Below are 18,245 nucleotides of genomic sequence, written 5' to 3' on the forward strand. Positions count from 1 at the left end.
ACGCATACGCACCATCAGGCCACAGATGAACAAGCACGTTCGGGAACAGCTCAAGCAGCAATTGAAAGCCGACCGCCAGGTCGTCATCCAGGCCTTCCAGGCCGATGGCAAGCCCGAGAAATTATTGCGCAGCCTGCGCCATAGCGTCGATGGCGTGCTGGCGCACGCCTGGCAGGAAGCGCAGTTGCCACCTGGCACGGCGCTGGTGGGAGTGGGCGGCTATGGCCGCGGCGAACTGTTCCCCTATTCCGATATCGACCTGCTGATCCTGCTGCAAGAAGCGCCGGACACCCCCACCCAGGGCAAGCTCGAAGAGCTGGTGCAACTGCTGTGGGACCTGGGCCTGGAAATCGGCCACAGCATCCGCACCGTCGATGAATGCATGAGCGAATCGAAGGCCGACATCACGGTGCAGACCAGCTTGCTTGAAGCGCGGCTGGTGTGCGGCAACGCCGAGCTGTTTGCGCAGCTGCAGCAGCGCTATCAGGCGGCGATGGACCCGCAGGCGTTCTTTCAGGCCAAGACGGCGGAAATGCGCCAGCGCCACGCCAAGTATGAAGACACGGCGTTCAGTCTGGAACCCAATTGCAAGGAAAGCCCGGGCGGCTTGCGCGACTTGCAGGTGATCCTGTGGGTGGCCAAGGCGGCCGGCCTGGCAAACTCGTGGCGCACCCTGGCCACCAGCGGCCTGATCACCTTGACGGAAGCGCGCCAGCTGATGGAGAAAGAGCGCGCCTTCAAGGATATCCGCGTGCGCCTGCACCTGCATGCAGGGCGCCGCGAAGACCGGCTGGTATTTGACGTGCAGACGGCGATTGCAGAGTCCCTGGGCTTGCAGGCGACCGGCAGCGGCCCGCATATGCGCCGCGCCAGCGAATTTTTGATGCAGCGCTATTACTGGGCCGCCAAGACGGTGACCCAGCTCAATACGATTCTGCTGCAAAACATCGAGGCCCGTTTATTCCCGCAAGACGACCAGCCGGTGCGCATCAATGACCGCTTCAATGAAGTCAACGGCCTGATCGATATCAGCGCCGACGATACGTTTGAAAAAAACCCGTCGGCCATGCTGGAAATTTTCGTCCTGATGACCGAGCGCCCTGCCCTGAAAGGCATGACTTCACGCGCCACCCGGGCGCTGTGGCACGAACGTTTCAAGATCGACGCGGCCTTCCGCCAGGACCCGGTCAACCGCGCCCTGTTCCTGCGCATCATGCGCGCGCCCGTGGGCATCATCCATGCGCTGCGGCGCATGAACGAGATGAGCATCCTGGGTCGTTATTTACCGAATTTCCGCCGCATCGTGGGCCAGATGCAGCACGACCTGTTTCACGTGTACACGGTCGACCAGCACATCCTGATGGTGGTGCGCAATATGCGCCGCTTCACGATGAGCGAACATGCGCACGAATACCCGTATTGCAGCCAGCTGATGGCCGATTTTTCGCAATCCTGGCTGCTGTATGTGGCGGCCCTGTTCCACGATATCGCCAAGGGCCGTGGCGGCGACCATTCCAAGCTGGGCGTGGCCGACGCCACCCAGTTTTGCCAGGAACATGGCTTGTCCGGCGAAGACACGGAGCTGGTCGCTTTCCTGGTAGAGAATCATCTGGCCATGTCGCAAGTGGCGCAAAAGCAGGATATCTCGGACCCGGACGTGATTGCCGCGTTTGCCAAGCTCGTCAAGGATGAGCGCCACCTGACAGGCCTGTATCTGCTGACGGTAGCCGATATCCGCGGCACCAGTCCCAAGGTATGGAATGCCTGGAAAGGCAAGCTGCTGGAAGACCTGTACAAGGTTACCCTGCGCGTACTGGGCGGCGAACCGCATACGGCCGACCGCGAACTGAAGAACCGCCAGCAGGAAGCGCTGGCCACCTTGCGCCTGTATGGCCTGCCGCCCGATGCGCATCAAAAACTGTGGCAGCAGCTCGATGTGGCCTATTTCCTGCGCCATGACGCCTCCGATATCGCCTGGCAAACGCGTTCGCTGTACGATAAGCTCGACAGCAAATTGCCGGTGGTCAAATGCCGGCTGGCGCCCATCGGCGAAGGCTTGCAAGTGGCCGTGTACGTGCCCGACCAGCCTGACCTGTTCGCGCGCATCTGCAGTTATTTCGACCGCAAGAACTTCAGCATTCTCGACGCCAAGATCCATACGACGAAAAACGGTTATGCACTCGACACCTTCCTGGCCACGGAACAAAGTTTCGCCAAGAGCTACCGCGACATCATCAGCCTGATCGAGCATGAACTCGGTGACCTGCTGCAGTCGCAAACACCGCTGCCGCCGCCCGGCAAGGGCCGGCTATCACGGCTGTCGCGCACCTTCCCGTTCCAGCCCACGGTCGACTTGCGCCCCGATGAAAAGGGCCAGTACTACCTGCTGTCGGTGGCCGCCAACGACCGCACGGGCTTGCTGTACTCGATTGCCAATGTACTCACCAAATACCGCGTCAATTTACATACCGCCAAGATCATGACGTTGGGCGAGCGGGTCGAAGATGTGTTCCTCGTCGATGGCCCCACGCTCAGCAATGCCCGCAACCAGATCTTGCTGGAAACCGATTTACTCGATGCGCTCAAGGTATGAAGCATTAACTCTTCCTCCAGGCGCATCGCCACTCTTACTGATATTGACACACACACCATGACCGAAGAATTATTACGCCTGTCCAAACGCATGTCCGAACTGGGCCTGTGCTCCCGCCGCGAAGCCGATGAATGGATCGCGCGCGGCTGGGTTCGCGTGGATGGCAAAGTGGTGTCCGAACTGGGCAGCAAAGTCACGCCGAGCCAGCGCGTTACCGTCGAACGCCAGGCCGCCGCCGAACAATCAAAACGGGTTACCGTCCTGATCAACAAGCCGGTCGGCTATGTCAGCGGCCAGGCAGAAGATGGCTACACGCCGGCCGTGGCGCTGATCAAGGCCGAGAACCGCTGGGCGGAAGACCGCAGCCCCGAGCAATTCCATCCGACGCAATTGCGCAGCCTGGTGGCGGCCGGCCGCCTCGACATCGATTCTGTCGGTTTGCTGGTGCTGACCCAGGATGGCCGGGTGGCCAAGCAGTTGATCGGCCACGATACCGATATCGACAAGGAATACCTGGTGCGCGTGCAATACACCAAGGGCGGCACCCTGCCCGAGAGTGATTTGCGCAAACTCAACCATGGCCTGTGGCTGGACGGCAAGCCACTGTTGCCCGCCAAAGTGCGCTGGCAAAACGAAGACCAGCTTAGCTTTACTTTGCGCGAAGGCAAGAAGCGCCAGATCCGCCGCATGTGCGAAGCCGTCGGCTTGAAGGTGGTGGGTTTGAAGCGCGTGCGCATCGGCAAGGTCAAACTCGGCGACTTGCCCGTCGGACAATGGCGCTACCTGAGCGCCGACGAACAGTTCTAATCGCGGAAAACACGGCAAAGATATACGCAAAGCAAGGCTCTGCGTATAGCGGCCTGTACAATCCGCATTCCGGGAAGGCGCTGCAAGAAAAGCAATTATTGTGATTTGATTAGCATATCTTGCCTTAAGCCTATACACTATTGCCCATCAGAACATAAGAGATATGCTGTCGTGAACGATCCCATTCCCAATCCCCTGCGCAAAGGTGCGCCCAGCCTGGCCGATATAGCCGAGCCCATGGCGCCAGGCACCAAGCCGCACCACATGAGCGATCCGTGGGATATCGGCGAAACCCTGTGCAGCCTGGCTGACAATGGCGACGCCATTTCAATTTATCCGAACGGCGGCGACGATGTGCTGATGGCGCGCGTGCTGTCGGTCGATGACGACTTGCCGCAATTCATACTCGAATTGAATGAAGGCACGACCTTGCCCAACGGCAGCGCCACCTTTGTTTCGTGGGTGCACAATGCAAAGCTGCAATTCACCATCAATGGCGAATGGGAAGCCCATCCCGAGCGGCCACACGTCTACCAGGTCAATTTCCCCAGCCATTGCCTGGTGCTGGAGCGGCGCGAATCGACGCGCCTGGAAACCCCGCTGGGCGTGTATTACATCGCCGCTTTCGTGCTGGAAGGACGTCCTTACGAATTGCAGCTATATGATTTCTCGGCCGGCGGCATCGGCATGCGCGCCCACCCGCGCGACACCGTGGGCCTGTACGTGGGCCGCAAGCTGTCGCGCGTGCGCCTGGAACTGGGCCCCAGCAAGGTCATGATCGCCGACCTGGAAATCCGCCTGTCGCGCACCTTCCGCTCCTTCCTGCTGGGCGAACAGGTGCAGATCGGCTGCCGTTTCCTGAACCTGACGGAAGCGATGCAGGACGAATTGAAAGTACTGCTCGATAACCTGGGCAGCAGCCGCAAGGTGCGCTAGGAAGCAGCGCCGGCAGGCGCCGCCACTGTAGTGCCCTGAATATGATGCCGCTGCAGCGCCTGTGCGACAAAACCACTGGCCTTCATGCGTTCGACAAAGGCGGCGAGGAAATCGGCGGCGTCCTGGCCTCGGCTTTTGGGCACGCCCATCGCCTGTTCAATCACCATAAAACGCTGATCGAGCAAACGCAGGCCGCGATGTTTTGCCGCATCGGCCTGCAACTGCTGCTTGACGCCGGCGGCCACCTCGGCGCCATCGCGCAGGAAAGTTGCCACCACCGTTGGCGAGGTGGCGCTGCGCAGCAGCGTGGCGCGCTGCAAGGTGCGCGTCAGGAACAGATCGTAAGCGCTGCCCTTGCCCACCACCACCCGATTTTGCAGCACATCGACCTGCGCATTGCTGGTGATCGGCGAATCATTCCTGACCAGGTAAAAACCTTCGATGTCGATATACGGCGCGCTAAACGCGATGCCTTCCCCGCGCAGCGGATCGACCGCAAAAAAGCCGATATCAGCGCGTTCTGCCAGCACACCCTCGACCGACTTGCCGGCGGCCTGGACCACTACAAGTTCCAACTCAGCGCCCAGCAGCGTGGCGAACGCCTGCGCCAGATCGACTGAAACGCCGACCGGATGCCCATCCGGGCCAGCCTGCGCCAGAATGGGATTACCCAGGTTGATGGAAGCGCGCAGTTTGCCCGTTGGCAAGAAGGCAGCGCGGATGGCAGGCGGGACGGCAAACACCGGCTGGGGCGCCGCATGCGCGCCTTGTACGGCCATGCCGCCAGCAAAGACCAGGCCGCTGCTACTGAGCAAGGTGCCAATAAAGTGACGACGATTTAACACAGCAATCTCCTTGAAAACATCTTAGCGCCGCGCCGAAGATACCACCGGCGGCTGGTTGTAAGGCTTTTTACGCTCGCGGGCCACAGCGGAAGCGCTGATGCGGGGCGCCTGGTTGCCCCAGCTATTGCGCACGAAGTTGACCACGTCGGCCACATCCTGGTTGCTCAGCGAGGCGCTGAAACCTGGCATCGTCAACGCCGACGGCGACCTGGCGGTTGCGGGCACGGTCGCCCCCACCAGCACCAGATGCATGATCGATGTCGCATCTTTGCTCTGCACCACCGGATTGCCGGCCAGCGCAGGAAACACGCGCGCATAGCCTGCGCCGTCGCTACGATGGCAGCCAGCACAGCGGTTGACATAGACTTGCGCGCCTGGCTGGCGCAGATCGCCGGCCCGCAAGGCCAGGGTGGCCGCTGCATCAGCAAGCTGCGGCTTGCTGGCCGGGTCGGTAGGCGCCAGCGATTTCAAATAGGTCGCCAGGGCCAGCAAATCCCTGTCGTTCAAATGCTGGGTACTGTTGGCCACCACCTCGGCCATCCCCCCGAACGCCGAAGCGTGACGGTTGCGTCCATTGCGCAGGAAGGCCATCAGCTCGCCCAGCGACCAGCTGCCCAGGCCATCGCGGTGGTCGCCACGCAAGTTGCTGGCGACCCAGCCGTCGAGCGGCGCAGCGCCTGCCAGGAAACGGGGATCGGCATTGCTCATCGCCTGCTCCTCCATGGTGACACTACGCGCCGTGTGGCAGGCGCCGCAGTGTCCCAGGCTCTCTGCCAGATAGGCGCCGCGTTTCAGCAACTGCTGGTCTGACGGCGCAACGGCGGGCGCCTGATCGTCGGCGACGAACACCTTGCGCCACAGCGCCAGCGGCCAGCGCATGGACAGGGGCCAGATGATGTCCACCGGCTTGTTGGCTTGCGCAACCGCGGGCACGCCGTGCATGAAATACGCGTACAGCGCCTGCATATCCTGGTCGCTGGCTCGGGCGTAGGATGGATACGGCATGGCCGGGTACAGCGTCTGGCCCGATGGCGTGACGCCATGCCGCACGGCACGCTCAAAATCGGCATAGGAATACTTGCCGATACCATGCGCGCGGTCCGGTGTAATGTTGCTGGAGTAAATATCGCCTATCGGCGTGCCCATCTTCAGGCCGCCGGCGAAGGGCTGGCCGCCGGACGCCGTATGGCAGGCGATGCAGTCGGCCGCCTTGGCCAGGTAGGCGCCGTGCTGGATAAGGCCGGCAGATGGTTGCGCGATAGCCGTCCCCGGCAGCTCCAGCAGGCCGAGACAGGCCGCAAGCAAGCTGGACATTAATGGCATTTTCTTCATGAGAGTCCGTGTGATGGCTTAGATCGCAATTAACTGATGGGGCGACTTCAGATAGTGGGCCTTGACCGCCGCTGCCGAGTAGTAAGTCAGCGCCGCCACCAGGCCGGTGGGGTTGTACGCCAGACCGTTCGGGAATGCCGACGCACCGTGCACAAACAGGTTGGGTACCTGCCACACCTGCAAATATTTGTTGACCACGCTGGTCGATGGATCGCTGCCCATGATGGCGCCGCCGTTCAGGTGCGTGGTCTGGTAAGTGCGCGTATCGAAATGGGCGCCCGGCTTGCGTAGTCCGGAGGATATTTCTACCGGACTAAGCGCCCTGGCAATTTTCATCGCCTGCTCACCGACATAGGCCATCATGCGGGTGTCGTTATCCTTCCAGTCAAAGGTCATGCGCAGCAGCGGTAGTCCGTTGACGTCACGGTAGGTAGGATCGAGGTCGAGATAACAATCGCGGTAAGCCATGCAGGAACCCTGCAGCGCCACTGCGGTCGAATGCAGATACGACTGCTTGAGCTCCTTTTTCCAGCCACTGCCCCATTGCGGCGCACCGTGACGTATCGGCTGCGCCGCGATCGGCTTGTTGCCGCCATGGGCAGACCAGATGGCCGAACCGCCAACAAAACCAAGCGGACCGTGATCGAAATGGTCGGCATTAAAGTCGTCGATTGCCACGCCGGCGCCGTCGGAACCGATGAAGGAATTGGTGTAGCGTTCCTGGTCGAGCTGCAGATTGATTTTCGCCACGTTCTGGTACGTAAAATTCTTGCCGACCACGCCAGTGCCGCTGACCGGATCGTAAGGCTTGCCGATTTCCGACAGCAGCAGCAAGCGCACATTATTGTAGGCAAAGCTACACAGCAGGACGATGTCGGCGGTCTGCTCGACGCTGCGCCCGGACGCATCGATATACGTGACGCCGGTGGCCTTGCTGCGGGTGCTGTCGAGATTAATTTTTTGCACAGTGGAGCGGGTGCGCAGCTCAAACAGCGGCTGCAGCTTCAAGGCTGGCAAGATATTCAGGTTGGGCGACGCCCTGGACGAGTTGTAGCAGACATAACCACTGCAAAAACCACACAAATTGCACGGCCCCATCTGGGCGCCATAGGGATTGGTATACGGTCCGCCGGCATCGGCCGAAGGAATCGGATACGGGTGAAAGCCGAGATCGGAAGCCGCCTTGCGAAACATCGTGCCGGTATACATCTCTGGCATCGGCGGCAGCGGGAAATCATGGGAGCGGTCTGGCGCAAACACATTGCCCTTGCCGACCACCTTGCCCTTGACCGTATAAGCCACGCCGGAGGTGCCGAATACCTTTTCGGCAAAGTCGAAATACGGCTCGAGCTCGTCATAAGTAATGCCAAAATCCTGCGCCGTCATCCCTTCGGGGATGAACTTCCTGCCATAGCGCTCGGTGTAATGGCTGCGTATGCGCAGTTCGTCAGGCGACACCCGGAAATGCACACCGCCCCAGTGCAAGCCGGCGCCGCCGACGCCATCGCCGGGCAGGAAGGCATGCAATTGCCGGTACGGCACGGCTGTGCCATTGGCGGCATGGCGGATGGTGACGGTCTCGCGGCTCAGGTTTTGAAACAGCTTGCCGCGCGTGCCATAAGTCAACTCATCGATCACGCCGGGGTACAGGTCATCGGTGCTCAAATCGCGGTTCACGCCCCGCTCAAGCGCGACCACGCGCAGCCCGGCGTCACTCAGTTCCTTGGCCATGATGGCTCCCGTCCAGCCAAAACCGACGATCACGACATCGGTATGTTGCATCTTAATCTCTACCATGGTGTTCTCTGGATTGCCCTCAGGCTTTAGGGTTGGCATCGCCGATCGATACCGGCGGCATAGGGTATTTCGCGCCGTTCTGATTGGCGAAGTCCATGAAATCGGCGCGTGCGCCCGGGAAACCCAGCAGTTTCCAGCCGACCATATTGCGGTTGCCGCCATGGATGGGGTCACTGAAAAAACCTTCTCGGGTAATTTGCAGCATGAAGCCGAAAAAGAGCTTGGCCGGCACATCGGCCAATGCAAGCTCGCCCTGTTGCAGGGCGCGCATGAATGCCTCTTGCCGGGTGTGGTCGAGTTCGGCGAAATTTTTCCTGAACTGGCGCTGGCATGCATCGTTGGCCGCAGCAATCCCGAGCCGGACGATATCGCGCGGCACCAGCTTGAGCTGGTATCCCAGCTCCGGCGGCGCCGCCATGAACGGCCCCTGCATATACCACAGCGCGCCATGCGCATACGGCGTCTCCATTTGCCGGTCGACAAACTCTGGCACCCCGGCCTCGACCGCACCCGGCCCCATCGCATCGGATGGAATCAGGCGATCGCTCATCGCCGTCACAAACAGCCATTCAGGCTGCGTCAGGAATACGGGAACATAACTGGCGCCGGTCAGACCAGCCGGACCGGCGCGGCTGGCCACGTGGCTGCCCGTATCGCTGGGAAAGTCGCAGGCTTGCAGGCCAGCCAGCGGCATCAGCCACAGCACCTTGCCCAGGAAGGAGCGGCGCGTGTTTGGCGTATTCGGAATCGACATAAAACTCTCACGGGATAGAAATGATAATAGGTCAGTGGCAGATCATATAATCAACTAAACATATATATGAATTTTACGATCGAACTGTACCCTATTTTTTCCATCCGTGCTGCGTTAAGCGAAAAAAAATCAGCAGAGCTTTGACAAGGCAGGCGCCATCCAGGCCTGTAGCGGCGTGGCAAAGGAACCGGCGCAAGCGAACACCGTTGCCAGGAGACTCAAGGCTATGGAGAGCAGGTGAATACGCTGCTATTGATGCAGATGCAATGCAAGAGAAGTGGCGAAGATGAAAAAACGCCGCGTCAAGACCAGCAGGTCTTGCATCGCGGCGCTTTGGAGCCTGTCCCAGTAGTGAGCGTGTTCTGCGGGCAGCTCATCGGAGCGCGGACAAGGCGTGAGGAGCACGCATGGCTAGCCATGCGGCGACGAGCAACACAGTCCCCGCTGCTGAGGGCCCCTGCAGGGGGCGTATTCATCTACTGGGATGGCTCTTAGTAGCAGTCAACGATATCAGTCGTCGTCGTTCGGATCCAGATCGGGAAACATCACTTCGGTAAAGCCGAACTGCGTGAAATCGACGATACGCATCGGATACAGGATGCCGTGCAAATGGTCGACTTCATGCTGCACCACGCGCGCATGGAAACCGTCGCAATCGCGGCTGATGGCGTTGCCGAACTGGTCTACGCCTTCGTAGTGCAGCTCGCTCCAGCGCGGCACGCTGCCACGAAGTCCCGGCACCGACAAGCAACCCTCGAAACCCTCTTCCTTACGTTCCGACAAGGGTGTCAGCACGGGATTGATCAGCACCGTCTCCGGCACTTGCGGCGCGTCGGGGTAACGCGCATTTTGCTTGAAGCCGTAGATCACCAGTTGCAGGTTAACGCCGATCTGCGGCGCCGCCAGGCCCGCGCCATTGGCCGCGTGCATGGTGTCGAACATATCGGCGATCAAGGCGTGCAGCTCAGGCGTGTCGAACTCGCGCACGGGTTCAGCCATCCGCAGCAGGCGTGGATCACCCATCTTCAGAATTTCGCGTACTGTCATATTGATTCCTGATTCGATTGCAATTGTTGCAGGTAGTCGCGGAAGGCGGCACCTGTTTCTGGATGCTTCATGCCCATCGCCGTCGTCGCCTTCAGATAACCGAGCTTCGAGCCGCAATCATAGCGCTGACCCGTGTAGCGGTAGGCCAGCACGCGCTCTTCACGCATCAGGGCAGCGATGCCATCGGTCAATTGTATTTCACCACCGGCACCGGTGCCCAGGTTTTCAAGATGCTCAAAGATGCGGCTGGTCAGCACATAGCGCCCGACCACGGCCAGGGTCGACGGTGCCTCTTCCGGCAATGGTTTTTCCACGATGGCCGACACCAGCTCCAGATCAGGCTGGTAATTCTTGGCAGAAACAATCCCGTACTGACGTGTTTCCGCGCGCGGCACATCCTGCACCGCCAGCAAGGAGCAATTCTCATACTGGAAAACATCGGCCATCTGCGCCAGCACGGGGCGCACGCCCTCTTCCACATCCATGAAGTCATCGGCCAGCAGCACCGCAAACGGTTCATCGCCCACCACCGGGCGGGCGCACAGCACCGCGTGCCCCAGGCCCAGCGGCGCCGACTGGCGGATATAGATGCAATTGATATGCTTGGGAATCACATTTTGCACCATGTCCAGCAACTGGCGCTTGCCGGCTGCTTCCAGCTCCGTTTCCAGCTCATAGGCCGTATCGAAATGGTCTTCGATGGCGCGCTTGTTGCGGCCCGTGATGAAGATCATTTCCGTGATGCCCGCCGCGACCGCCTCTTCCACCGCATACTGGATCAAGGGTTTGTCGACGATGGGCAGCATTTCCTTCGGCTGCGCCTTGGTGGCGGGCAAGAAACGGCTGCCCAGGCCGGCGACGGGAAACACTGCTTTTCTGATTTTTTTCATGATGCTCGATTCAACAGTAAGGTGGCAAACGGCACAGGATTATCCTGCCAGCAGAGCCAGCAGAGACGCCTCATCCAGCAAGGGGACACCAAGTTCCTGCGCCTTGGCCAGTTTGCTGCCTGCATCGGCGCCGGCCACCACATAGCTGGTTTTCTTCGATACCGAACCGCTGACCTTGCCACCGGCCGCTTCGATCAGCGCGGCCGCATCATCGCGCCCCATGGTAGGCAAGGTACCCGTCAAGACAAAAGTCTTGCCTTCGAACTTGCCGCCAGCGGCAGGCAGTTCGGGCAATTCTGCCAGCAATTGCGTACGCAAGCCGTCCAGTTGGCGCAACTGCTCCACATTGGCCGCATCGGCCAGCCAGGATGACAAGGCATCGGCCACGCCAGCCGGCAAGCCCGCCTGGAAGCCGCTACCCTGCGCCGCCAGGCTGGCCAGGGTCAGCCCCCGCTCCACCAGCTGCTTGCTGCGCGCTTCCGTCAGCTTGGGGATGCCGACGGCGGCCAGCAAGGTGGTTTGTTCGAGCTGCGTGCGCAGCTTGGCGCTAGGCGCATGTTCACCCTGCGGCGCCACGCCGGCAGCCAGCAAGGCATCGAGGGCTTGCTGATTTTTCGGTTCGGCAAAAAAATCAGCAATGGACAAGGCTACCGTGCCACCGATATCGGGCAGCACGCGCAGCAAGGCTGCTGGCGCGCGGCGCACGCGCTCCAGGCTGCCCAGCCATTCAGCCAAGGTCTTGGCCGTCGATTCGCCCACATGGCGGATACCCAAGGCAAACAGGAAACGCTCGAGCGGCGGTTTTTTGCTCGCTGCTATGCCCGCCAGCAGGTTTTCCGCCCATTTGGTGGGAATCTTGCCTTGTTGAACTGTTTCCGGCGTGGCACCGTCGCGCTCATCGGCTCGCACCTTCATTTCCAGTAATTTTTCCAGGGTCAAACTGTATAAGTCGGCCAGACCATGCACATAATCGAGTTCGACCAGGGTATCGATATAACGTTCCCCCAAGCCTTCGATATCCATCATGCGGCGGCCCGCGAAATGGCGGAATGCTTCCTTGCGCTGGGCTGAGCAAAACAGGCCGCCCGAACAGCGGGCGATCGCCTCGCCCTCTTCGCGCACCACGTGCGAATCGCAGACAGGGCAATGTTCCAGCATCTTGAATGGCGCCGGCGCCGGTTCAGGGCGCTTTTCCAGCACCACGGCCAGCACTTCCGGGATCACGTCGCCGGCACGGCGCACGATGACCGTGTCACCCACGCGCACATCCTTGCGCAGCACTTCATCTTCATTGTGCAAGGTGGCGTTGGTGACCGTCACGCCGCCGACCGAGACGGGCGCCAGGCGCGCTACCGGCGTCATGGCGCCCGTGCGGCCCACCTGGATATCGATGCCCTGCACCACCGTCATGGCTTCCTCGGCGGGGAATTTATGCGCCAGCGCAAAGCGTGGCGCGCGCGACACAAAACCCAGCTCCTGCTGGTCTTGCGTTGCGTTGACCTTGTAGACCACGCCATCGATTTCATATGGCAGGCCGGGACGGCGTGCGCCGATGTCGGCGTAGTAGGCCAGCAAACCCTGCGCACCCGGCACCACCTTGCGCTCTTTCGACACGGGTATGCCCAGGGTTTCGTACCAGTCCAGCAGGGCCGAATGCGATGCGGGCATGGCTGCACCTTCCAGCGCACCGATGCCATACGCATAGAAGCGCAGCTTGCGCTCATTGGTGATGCGCGAATCGAGCTGGCGCAGGCTGCCGGCCGCCGCATTGCGCGGGTTGGCGAATTCTTTCTGGCCAGCCTTGCGCTGACGCTCATTCAGATTCGCAAAGTCGGACTTGAACATCATCACTTCGCCGCGCACGTCCAGCAAATCAGGCACGCTGTCACCATGCAGGCGCATCGGGATGCCCAGGATAGTCTTGATATTGGCCGTCACATCTTCGCCCGTGGCGCCATCGCCGCGCGTGGCCGCTTGCACAAACAAGCCGTGCATATAACGCAAGTTGATGGCCAGGCCATCGAATTTCACTTCGGCTGCGTAATCGACCAGACCGCTATCCAGGTCCAGGCCTTCGCGCACGCGGCGGTCGAAGTTGACGATATCGTCTTCGGAGAAACCATTATTGAGCGACAACATGGGCACAGTGTGCGTGACTTGCTCGAATTGCGGCAGGGGAGCCGCCCCCACGCGCAAGGTGGGCGATTCAGGCACCTGCAATTGAGGATGCGCCGCTTCCAGCTGCTGCAGTTCGACAAACAATTTGTCGTACTCCGCATCGGGAATGGTCGGGTTATCGAGGACGTGGTAGGCGTGCAGGTGCCGGTTGAGTTCGGCAGTGAGTGCCAGGACGCGTTGTTGCGCGTCCTGGTGGGAAAGTTCAGTCATGTTGTTGCGGGATTCTTAGCTAAATAAACGCAGGGCGCGGGTGGAGCCGGCCGGAATGTCGGCGGCGTCCATTTCCTGGTAAAACTCTTGCACCTGGCCAGCGATCTCGGCCAGGGCCGCGTCCGACAGGGCCTGGTTGTAATCGTCGACGATGGTCGCGTCCAGGCGGCCTACCAGCGAGCGGGCGCAGGCGACCATGGCGCCGAAACCGTCGCGCGCAGGCGCCACGCAAGGCACATCGAGCAGCAGGGTCAAGCGCGGCGTGGTTTCCTCGGCCAGGGTGACGTTGGTCGACAGCGAGAACAGATGACCACCCTCGCCGTCCGGCATGACGAAACGGCCATCGGGGCGCACGTCGAATCCTTGTTTTTCCAAGGCGAACAGCAAGGTGGAAATGGCCCATGGCGCGCCGTTGGTATGCAGGTTGACACCCAGCTGTGCGTCGTGGCCCGTGACGAAACGGTGCAGATTGCGCGCTTCGGCCATCACTTCCATCATGTCCGGCACTTCCGGTTCGGCGCCGATTTCATCGGCCACGCCACGCAGGCGCGTAACCAGTTCCGAGTATTCCAGCTCATTTAAGGCCGTGGTGCGGCTGGCCAGCTGCACGCCGCCCTGCATCTTGGTGTAGACACCGCCATGCACGATCGGTTCCCAATCGCCATTCACATGCAAGCCTATGAAATGCACGGGCTTGTTGCCCACCAGGCGCAAGGTTTGCAGCACAGGCAAGATTTTTTCACCACGCACGGGCGCTTCCAGCGACAGTGGCAGCAGGCAATCGATCAGCGGATCGACCAGGCTGTTGGCTTGCTCGCTGGCAACGCTAACTTCTTCCTGCTGTGGCACTGCAAGAGGAGCCACGACAGGGGCGGCTTCCAGCGACGGTTCCGCATACACGGGCGCGGAAGCAGGAACGGGCGCCACGGCAGCGGCCGGTGGCGCACTGAACGAAGGTTCCGTCTTGACGGCGGGCGCCGCATCGAAGCGCGGTTCCTGGCGCAACACCGGTTCTACGGGAGCGGTGGCCGGAGCGGGCGCCGCTGCAGGGGCTTCGCCTTCGCGCATCAGCACGTCATCGTGGTCGGTGGAAAACGCCCGTTCCACGCTTTTCTTGGCCTTGTATTCCTGCCACTTGTTGTAGGAGAAAACGGCGACGATAAAGACGCCACCGGCGCCGAACAAGGTAATTTGGAGATCATTCATGCTGCTTGTGCCTCGGTAGCAAAATTTGCGGCGGACTCCATGTCCACCGCCACGATGCGCGATACGCCTTGCTCCTGCATCGTCACACCGATCAATTGATGGGCCATTTCCATCGCAATCTTATTATGCGAAATGAAAAGGAATTGGGTCTGGTCGGACATGCGCTTGACCATGCGGCAGAAGCGCTCCGTGTTCGAATCGTCCAGCGGTGCATCGACTTCGTCGAGCAGACAGAACGGCGCCGGGTTCAGGCGGAACATGGAAAACACCAATGCGGTCGCGGTCAGCGCCTTCTCTCCACCGGACAACAGGTGGATGGTCGCATTTTTCTTGCCAGGCGGTTGCGCCATGACTTGTACACCGGAATCGAGAATCTCGTCGCCCGTCATGGTCAGGCGCGCCTGGCCACCGCCAAACAGAATCGGGAACAGCTCGGAAAAGTGATGGTTGACCTTGTCGAACGTGTCTTGCAGCAAGTCGCGCGTTTCCTTGTCGATCTTGTGGATCGCGTCTTCCAGCGTGTTGATCGCTTCGGTCAAGTCGGCGTTCTGGGCGTCGAGGAAATTCTTGCGCTCGGACGCCTGCGCCAGCTCGTCGAGCGCGGCCAGGTTGACGGCGCCCAGGGCCGTGATGGCGTTGGTCAGGCGCGTCACTTCGCCTTGCAGATAAGACGGGCGCATGTCCGGGTGCAATTTTTCAGTCAGAGCGACTTCATCGGCGCCCGATTCCAGCAATTGCTGGGCAAACTGCTCCTGGTTCAGGCGCGCGGCCTGTTCCTTGAGCTGCATTTCCATGATCTTGTCGCGCTGCGGCTGCAAGCTGCGCTCCGATTGCGTGCGAGCATCTTCAGACAAACGCAGCTGCTGCGTGATCTGGTCCAGCTCATGGCGCGCATCGGCCAGCGCCCGCTCCTGCGTGGTGCGGCGCTCCAGCAAATCCTGCAAGCCATCGTTGGCGGCGCCGCTTTCCAGGTTGGCCAGTTCCAGCTGGCCCGCCTGCAGGCTTTCCGACACTTGCTGCGCTTGCGTACTGGCCGTGGCGATATTGCGTCGCAGCTCTTCAATTTTTGCGCGATGCGATTTTTCTGCGTATTCGGTATCCTTGGCGGCCCGTTCCAGGTCGCGCAAGGCTTCGCGCGCTTCGGCCAGACGCTGCTCTTTCTGCAGGAAATCGGTATGACCGTCTTCGTGCGCTTCCTGCAAGTTGCCCAGTTCCATGTCCAGCTGTTCGAATTTTTCTTCCGACTCCAGCTTGATCTGCTGCTGCTCAGCTTCTTGCGCGGCAATCTCGGCCAGGTCGGCGCCAATCTGAGTGCTGCGCTGGTTAAAGCGCGCTTCGACCTCGGACAGTTTGACCACTTCCAGCTGCAAGCTGTGCACGGACGAGGTCAGTTGCTGCACCCGCAGGCGCAAGTCGGACAGGTTGCGCGACAGCGTTGCCACGGCGGCATCGGCCCGCACGGAACGGGCGCGCGCTTCTTCGGCCAGCAATTGCTGGGCGCGCAGCTGCTTGCCGATATTATCGATTTCCTGCTGGCGGCCCAGCATGCCTTCCTGCTCGGAATCGGCGGCATGGAAACGCACGCTGGTGGCCGTGATGACATGGCCCAGGCGCGTGACGAAATAGCCACCGGGCGGCAACTTGCTACGCTCAAGCAAAGCTTCAGCCGCGTCTTCCACCGCGTAGGCGTTGTACAGCCAGTCCTGCAGCAAGCCACGCAAACCTGGATCGTTGAGTTTGAGCAAGTTCAAGAATGGTTTCAAACCGGCCACTTCCGGCAATGGCAGCGGTGGCACGGTCGATGGCGCATACAGGGCCAGCTTGGCCGGCGGTGCATCGGCAAAGAAAGCCTTGGCCCAGTCGATATTCGACAATTGCAGCGCGGACGTGCGCTCGCGCAAGACCGATTCCATGGCCGCTTCCCAGCCCGCTTCGATCTGCAGCTTTTGCCACAAACGGGGCAAGCTGTCGAGTTCGTGCTTTTTCAGCCACGGTTGCACCTTGCCCTGGGTCTGCACACGTTCCTGCAACTGTTTCAGGGCGGACAGCCGTGCTTCGAGCTGGGCGTTGGCAGCCGTCTCGGCATTGACTTGTGCTTGCGCTTCCTGGCGTTCCTGTTCCAGCTTGGGTTGTTGCTCCAGCGCTTCTTCCAGGTAAAAGCCCTGCTGTTCCAGCGCTTGCTGCTTTTCTTCCAGCTGCAGTTTCAGGTTTTCCAGATGGCTGCTATCGGGCAAGCTCAAGCTGTTTTTTTCTTGCTGCAGACGCTCGCGGCGGGTCAGCAGGCTGTTCAGGATATTCGAGGCATTGCGCTGGTGCGCCGATTCCAGTTCCAGCTGCTGCTGGGCCTGCATAATCTTCGCCCGCGATTCCGTGCTCTTGTTTTGCGCGGCGCGCCAGGCGGCGTCCAGCTCGGGCAATTGCTCGCCTTTTTGCTCGGCCATCATTTGCGACTGCTCCACCTTGGCGGCCAGCTCTTCGAGGTGGAATTCCGCTTCCTCGATCTGTTCCTGGTATTCGCTACCCTGGCTGCTCCACTGGTCGCGCTGGGCCGTCAAAGTGGCCAGCTGCGCTTGCAGGCGCGCGCGCGATTCGATCACGAACTTGATCTGCGCTTCCAGGCTGCCGATCTCGGCATTCGTCTGGTACAGATGGCCTTGCGCCGTATGCAAACGGTCGCCCACGGCAAAGTGTGCCTGGCGCATCTGCTCCAGCGTCAGTTCCACATTGCGCAGCTTGGCCGTCTGCTCTTCCAGGTCGGTTTGCGCCTGTTCCACTTCGCGGAAATAACGTGTCTGTTCGTTTTGCGCTTCATTCTTGCGCAGCAGCCACAGCAGCTTCTGCTTTTCTTCCTGGTCCGCCTGCAAGGCGTGGAAACGGGTGGCCACGGCCGCCTGTGCTTCCAGCTTTTCCAGGTTGGCATTCAGTTCGCGCAAGATATCTTCCACGCGCAACAGATTTTCGCGCGTGTCTTGCAAGCGGTTTTCCGTCTCGCGGCGTCGTTCCTTGTATTTCGATACCCCGGCCGCTTCCTCCAGGAACACGCGCAGCTCTTCCGGACGCGATTCGATGATGCGCGAAATCATGCCCTGGCCAATGATGGCGTAGGCGCGCGGCCCCAGGCCGGTACCGAGGAAAATATCCTGGATATCGCGCCGGCGCACGGGCTGGCCATTGATGTAATAGGTCGATGTGCCGTCACGCGTCAAGGTGCGCTTGACGGCGATCTCGGCATACTGGCCCCATTGACCGGATGCCTTGCCATCGTTGTTGTCGAACACCAGCTCGACCGAAGCGCGCCCGGCAGGCTTGCGGTGCGTGGAGCCGTTGAAGATCACGTCCTGCATCGACTCGCCGCGCAACTCGGACGCTTTCGACTCACCCAGCACCCAGCGCACGGCGTCGATGATGTTCGACTTGCCGCAGCCATTTGGCCCGACCACGCCCACCAGCTGGCCTGGCACCTGGAAATTGGTGGGATCGACGAAAGACTTAAATCCCGACAACTTGATGGAAGAGAGACGCACGTGTTTTAGAGTTCCTGGCCTGGGCTGGTGCTACTGGGTTAAAAGTGCTGCATCGAGGCCGCCGCATCGAGAGCCGCCGTATCGAGATCAATTCCGGCTCGCGCACTTGCTGTCCCATGCACTGGC

General features: G+C 60.6%; 12 protein-coding genes. 3 read left to right on the forward strand and 9 right to left on the reverse strand.

The features are described 5' to 3' along the window. The first annotated feature begins 25 nt into the window (after window positions 1-25). The 3 genes from HDE75_RS01740 (at window position 26) to HDE75_RS01750 (ending at window position 4,336) form a co-directional block, all read left to right on the forward strand. Entirely contained in the window at window positions 26-2,593 is a 2,568-nt protein-coding gene (locus HDE75_RS01740) for a [protein-PII] uridylyltransferase (RefSeq protein WP_183676513.1), read from the forward strand. A 57-nt stretch (window positions 2,594-2,650) separates the two neighbouring features. Beyond that, window positions 2,651-3,400 carry a pseudouridine synthase gene (locus HDE75_RS01745; RefSeq protein WP_183676512.1) on the forward strand — a complete coding sequence of 250 codons (750 nt, stop codon included), beginning with the start codon at window positions 2,651-2,653 and terminating at the stop codon, window positions 3,398-3,400. A 171-nt stretch (window positions 3,401-3,571) separates the two neighbouring features. After that, a complete protein-coding gene (locus tag HDE75_RS01750) occupies window positions 3,572-4,336 on the forward strand; it encodes a flagellar brake protein (RefSeq protein WP_183676511.1) in 765 nt (254 codons plus the stop codon). Here the strand turns inward: HDE75_RS01750 and HDE75_RS01755 are convergent. The 9 genes from HDE75_RS01755 to smc all read right to left on the reverse strand — a co-directional run bounded on the left by HDE75_RS01755 (window position 4,333) and on the right by smc (window position 18,119). Beyond that, the gene (locus tag HDE75_RS01755; protein ID WP_183676687.1) at window positions 4,333-5,115 is read right to left on the reverse strand and encodes a transporter substrate-binding domain-containing protein; all 783 of its coding nucleotides are present in this window, start codon (window positions 5,113-5,115) and stop codon (window positions 4,333-4,335) included. The two genes, HDE75_RS01750 and HDE75_RS01755, sit on opposite strands and share 4 nt — an antisense overlap. An 87-nt stretch (window positions 5,116-5,202) precedes the next feature. Next, window positions 5,203-6,495 (reverse strand): c-type cytochrome, encoded by a 1,293-nt coding sequence (locus tag HDE75_RS01760; RefSeq protein WP_183676510.1) that lies wholly within the window; start codon window positions 6,493-6,495, stop codon window positions 5,203-5,205. A 36-nt stretch (window positions 6,496-6,531) separates the two neighbouring features. After that, on the reverse strand, window positions 6,532-8,310 hold the full coding sequence (locus tag HDE75_RS01765; protein ID WP_183676509.1) for a GMC family oxidoreductase: 1,779 nt from the start codon (window positions 8,308-8,310) through the stop codon (window positions 6,532-6,534). Window positions 8,311-8,329: 19 nt separating this feature from the next. After that, entirely contained in the window at window positions 8,330-9,064 is a 735-nt protein-coding gene (locus HDE75_RS01770) for a gluconate 2-dehydrogenase subunit 3 family protein (protein WP_183676508.1), read from the reverse strand. A gap of 510 nt (window positions 9,065-9,574) precedes the next feature. After that, window positions 9,575-10,111, reverse strand: a complete 537-nt coding sequence (gene def / locus HDE75_RS01775) for a peptide deformylase (protein WP_183676507.1) — start codon at window positions 10,109-10,111, stop codon at window positions 9,575-9,577. Continuing rightward, the gene (gene galU / locus HDE75_RS01780) at window positions 10,108-11,001 is read right to left on the reverse strand and encodes a UTP--glucose-1-phosphate uridylyltransferase GalU (RefSeq protein ID WP_183676506.1); all 894 of its coding nucleotides are present in this window, start codon (window positions 10,999-11,001) and stop codon (window positions 10,108-10,110) included. The genes def and galU overlap by 4 nt, the downstream gene beginning before the upstream one ends. Window positions 11,002-11,040: 39 nt before the next feature. After that, a complete protein-coding gene (gene ligA, locus HDE75_RS01785) occupies window positions 11,041-13,389 on the reverse strand; it encodes an NAD-dependent DNA ligase LigA (protein WP_183676505.1) in 2,349 nt (782 codons plus the stop codon). 15 nt (window positions 13,390-13,404) lie between these two features. After that, entirely contained in the window at window positions 13,405-14,595 is a 1,191-nt protein-coding gene (locus HDE75_RS01790) for a cell division protein ZipA C-terminal FtsZ-binding domain-containing protein (protein WP_183676504.1), read from the reverse strand. Beyond that, complete coding sequence (gene smc, locus HDE75_RS01795; protein WP_183676503.1) at window positions 14,592-18,119, reverse strand: chromosome segregation protein SMC; 3,528 nt, start codon at window positions 18,117-18,119, stop codon at window positions 14,592-14,594. Before smc ends, HDE75_RS01790 begins: the two co-directional genes overlap by 4 nt. Window positions 18,120-18,245: the final 126 nt, after the last annotated feature.

Origin of the sequence: Janthinobacterium silvisoli (assembly GCF_014200725.1) — a bacterium.
In the GTDB taxonomy this organism is placed as follows: Bacteria; Pseudomonadota; Gammaproteobacteria; order Burkholderiales; family Burkholderiaceae_D; genus Janthinobacterium.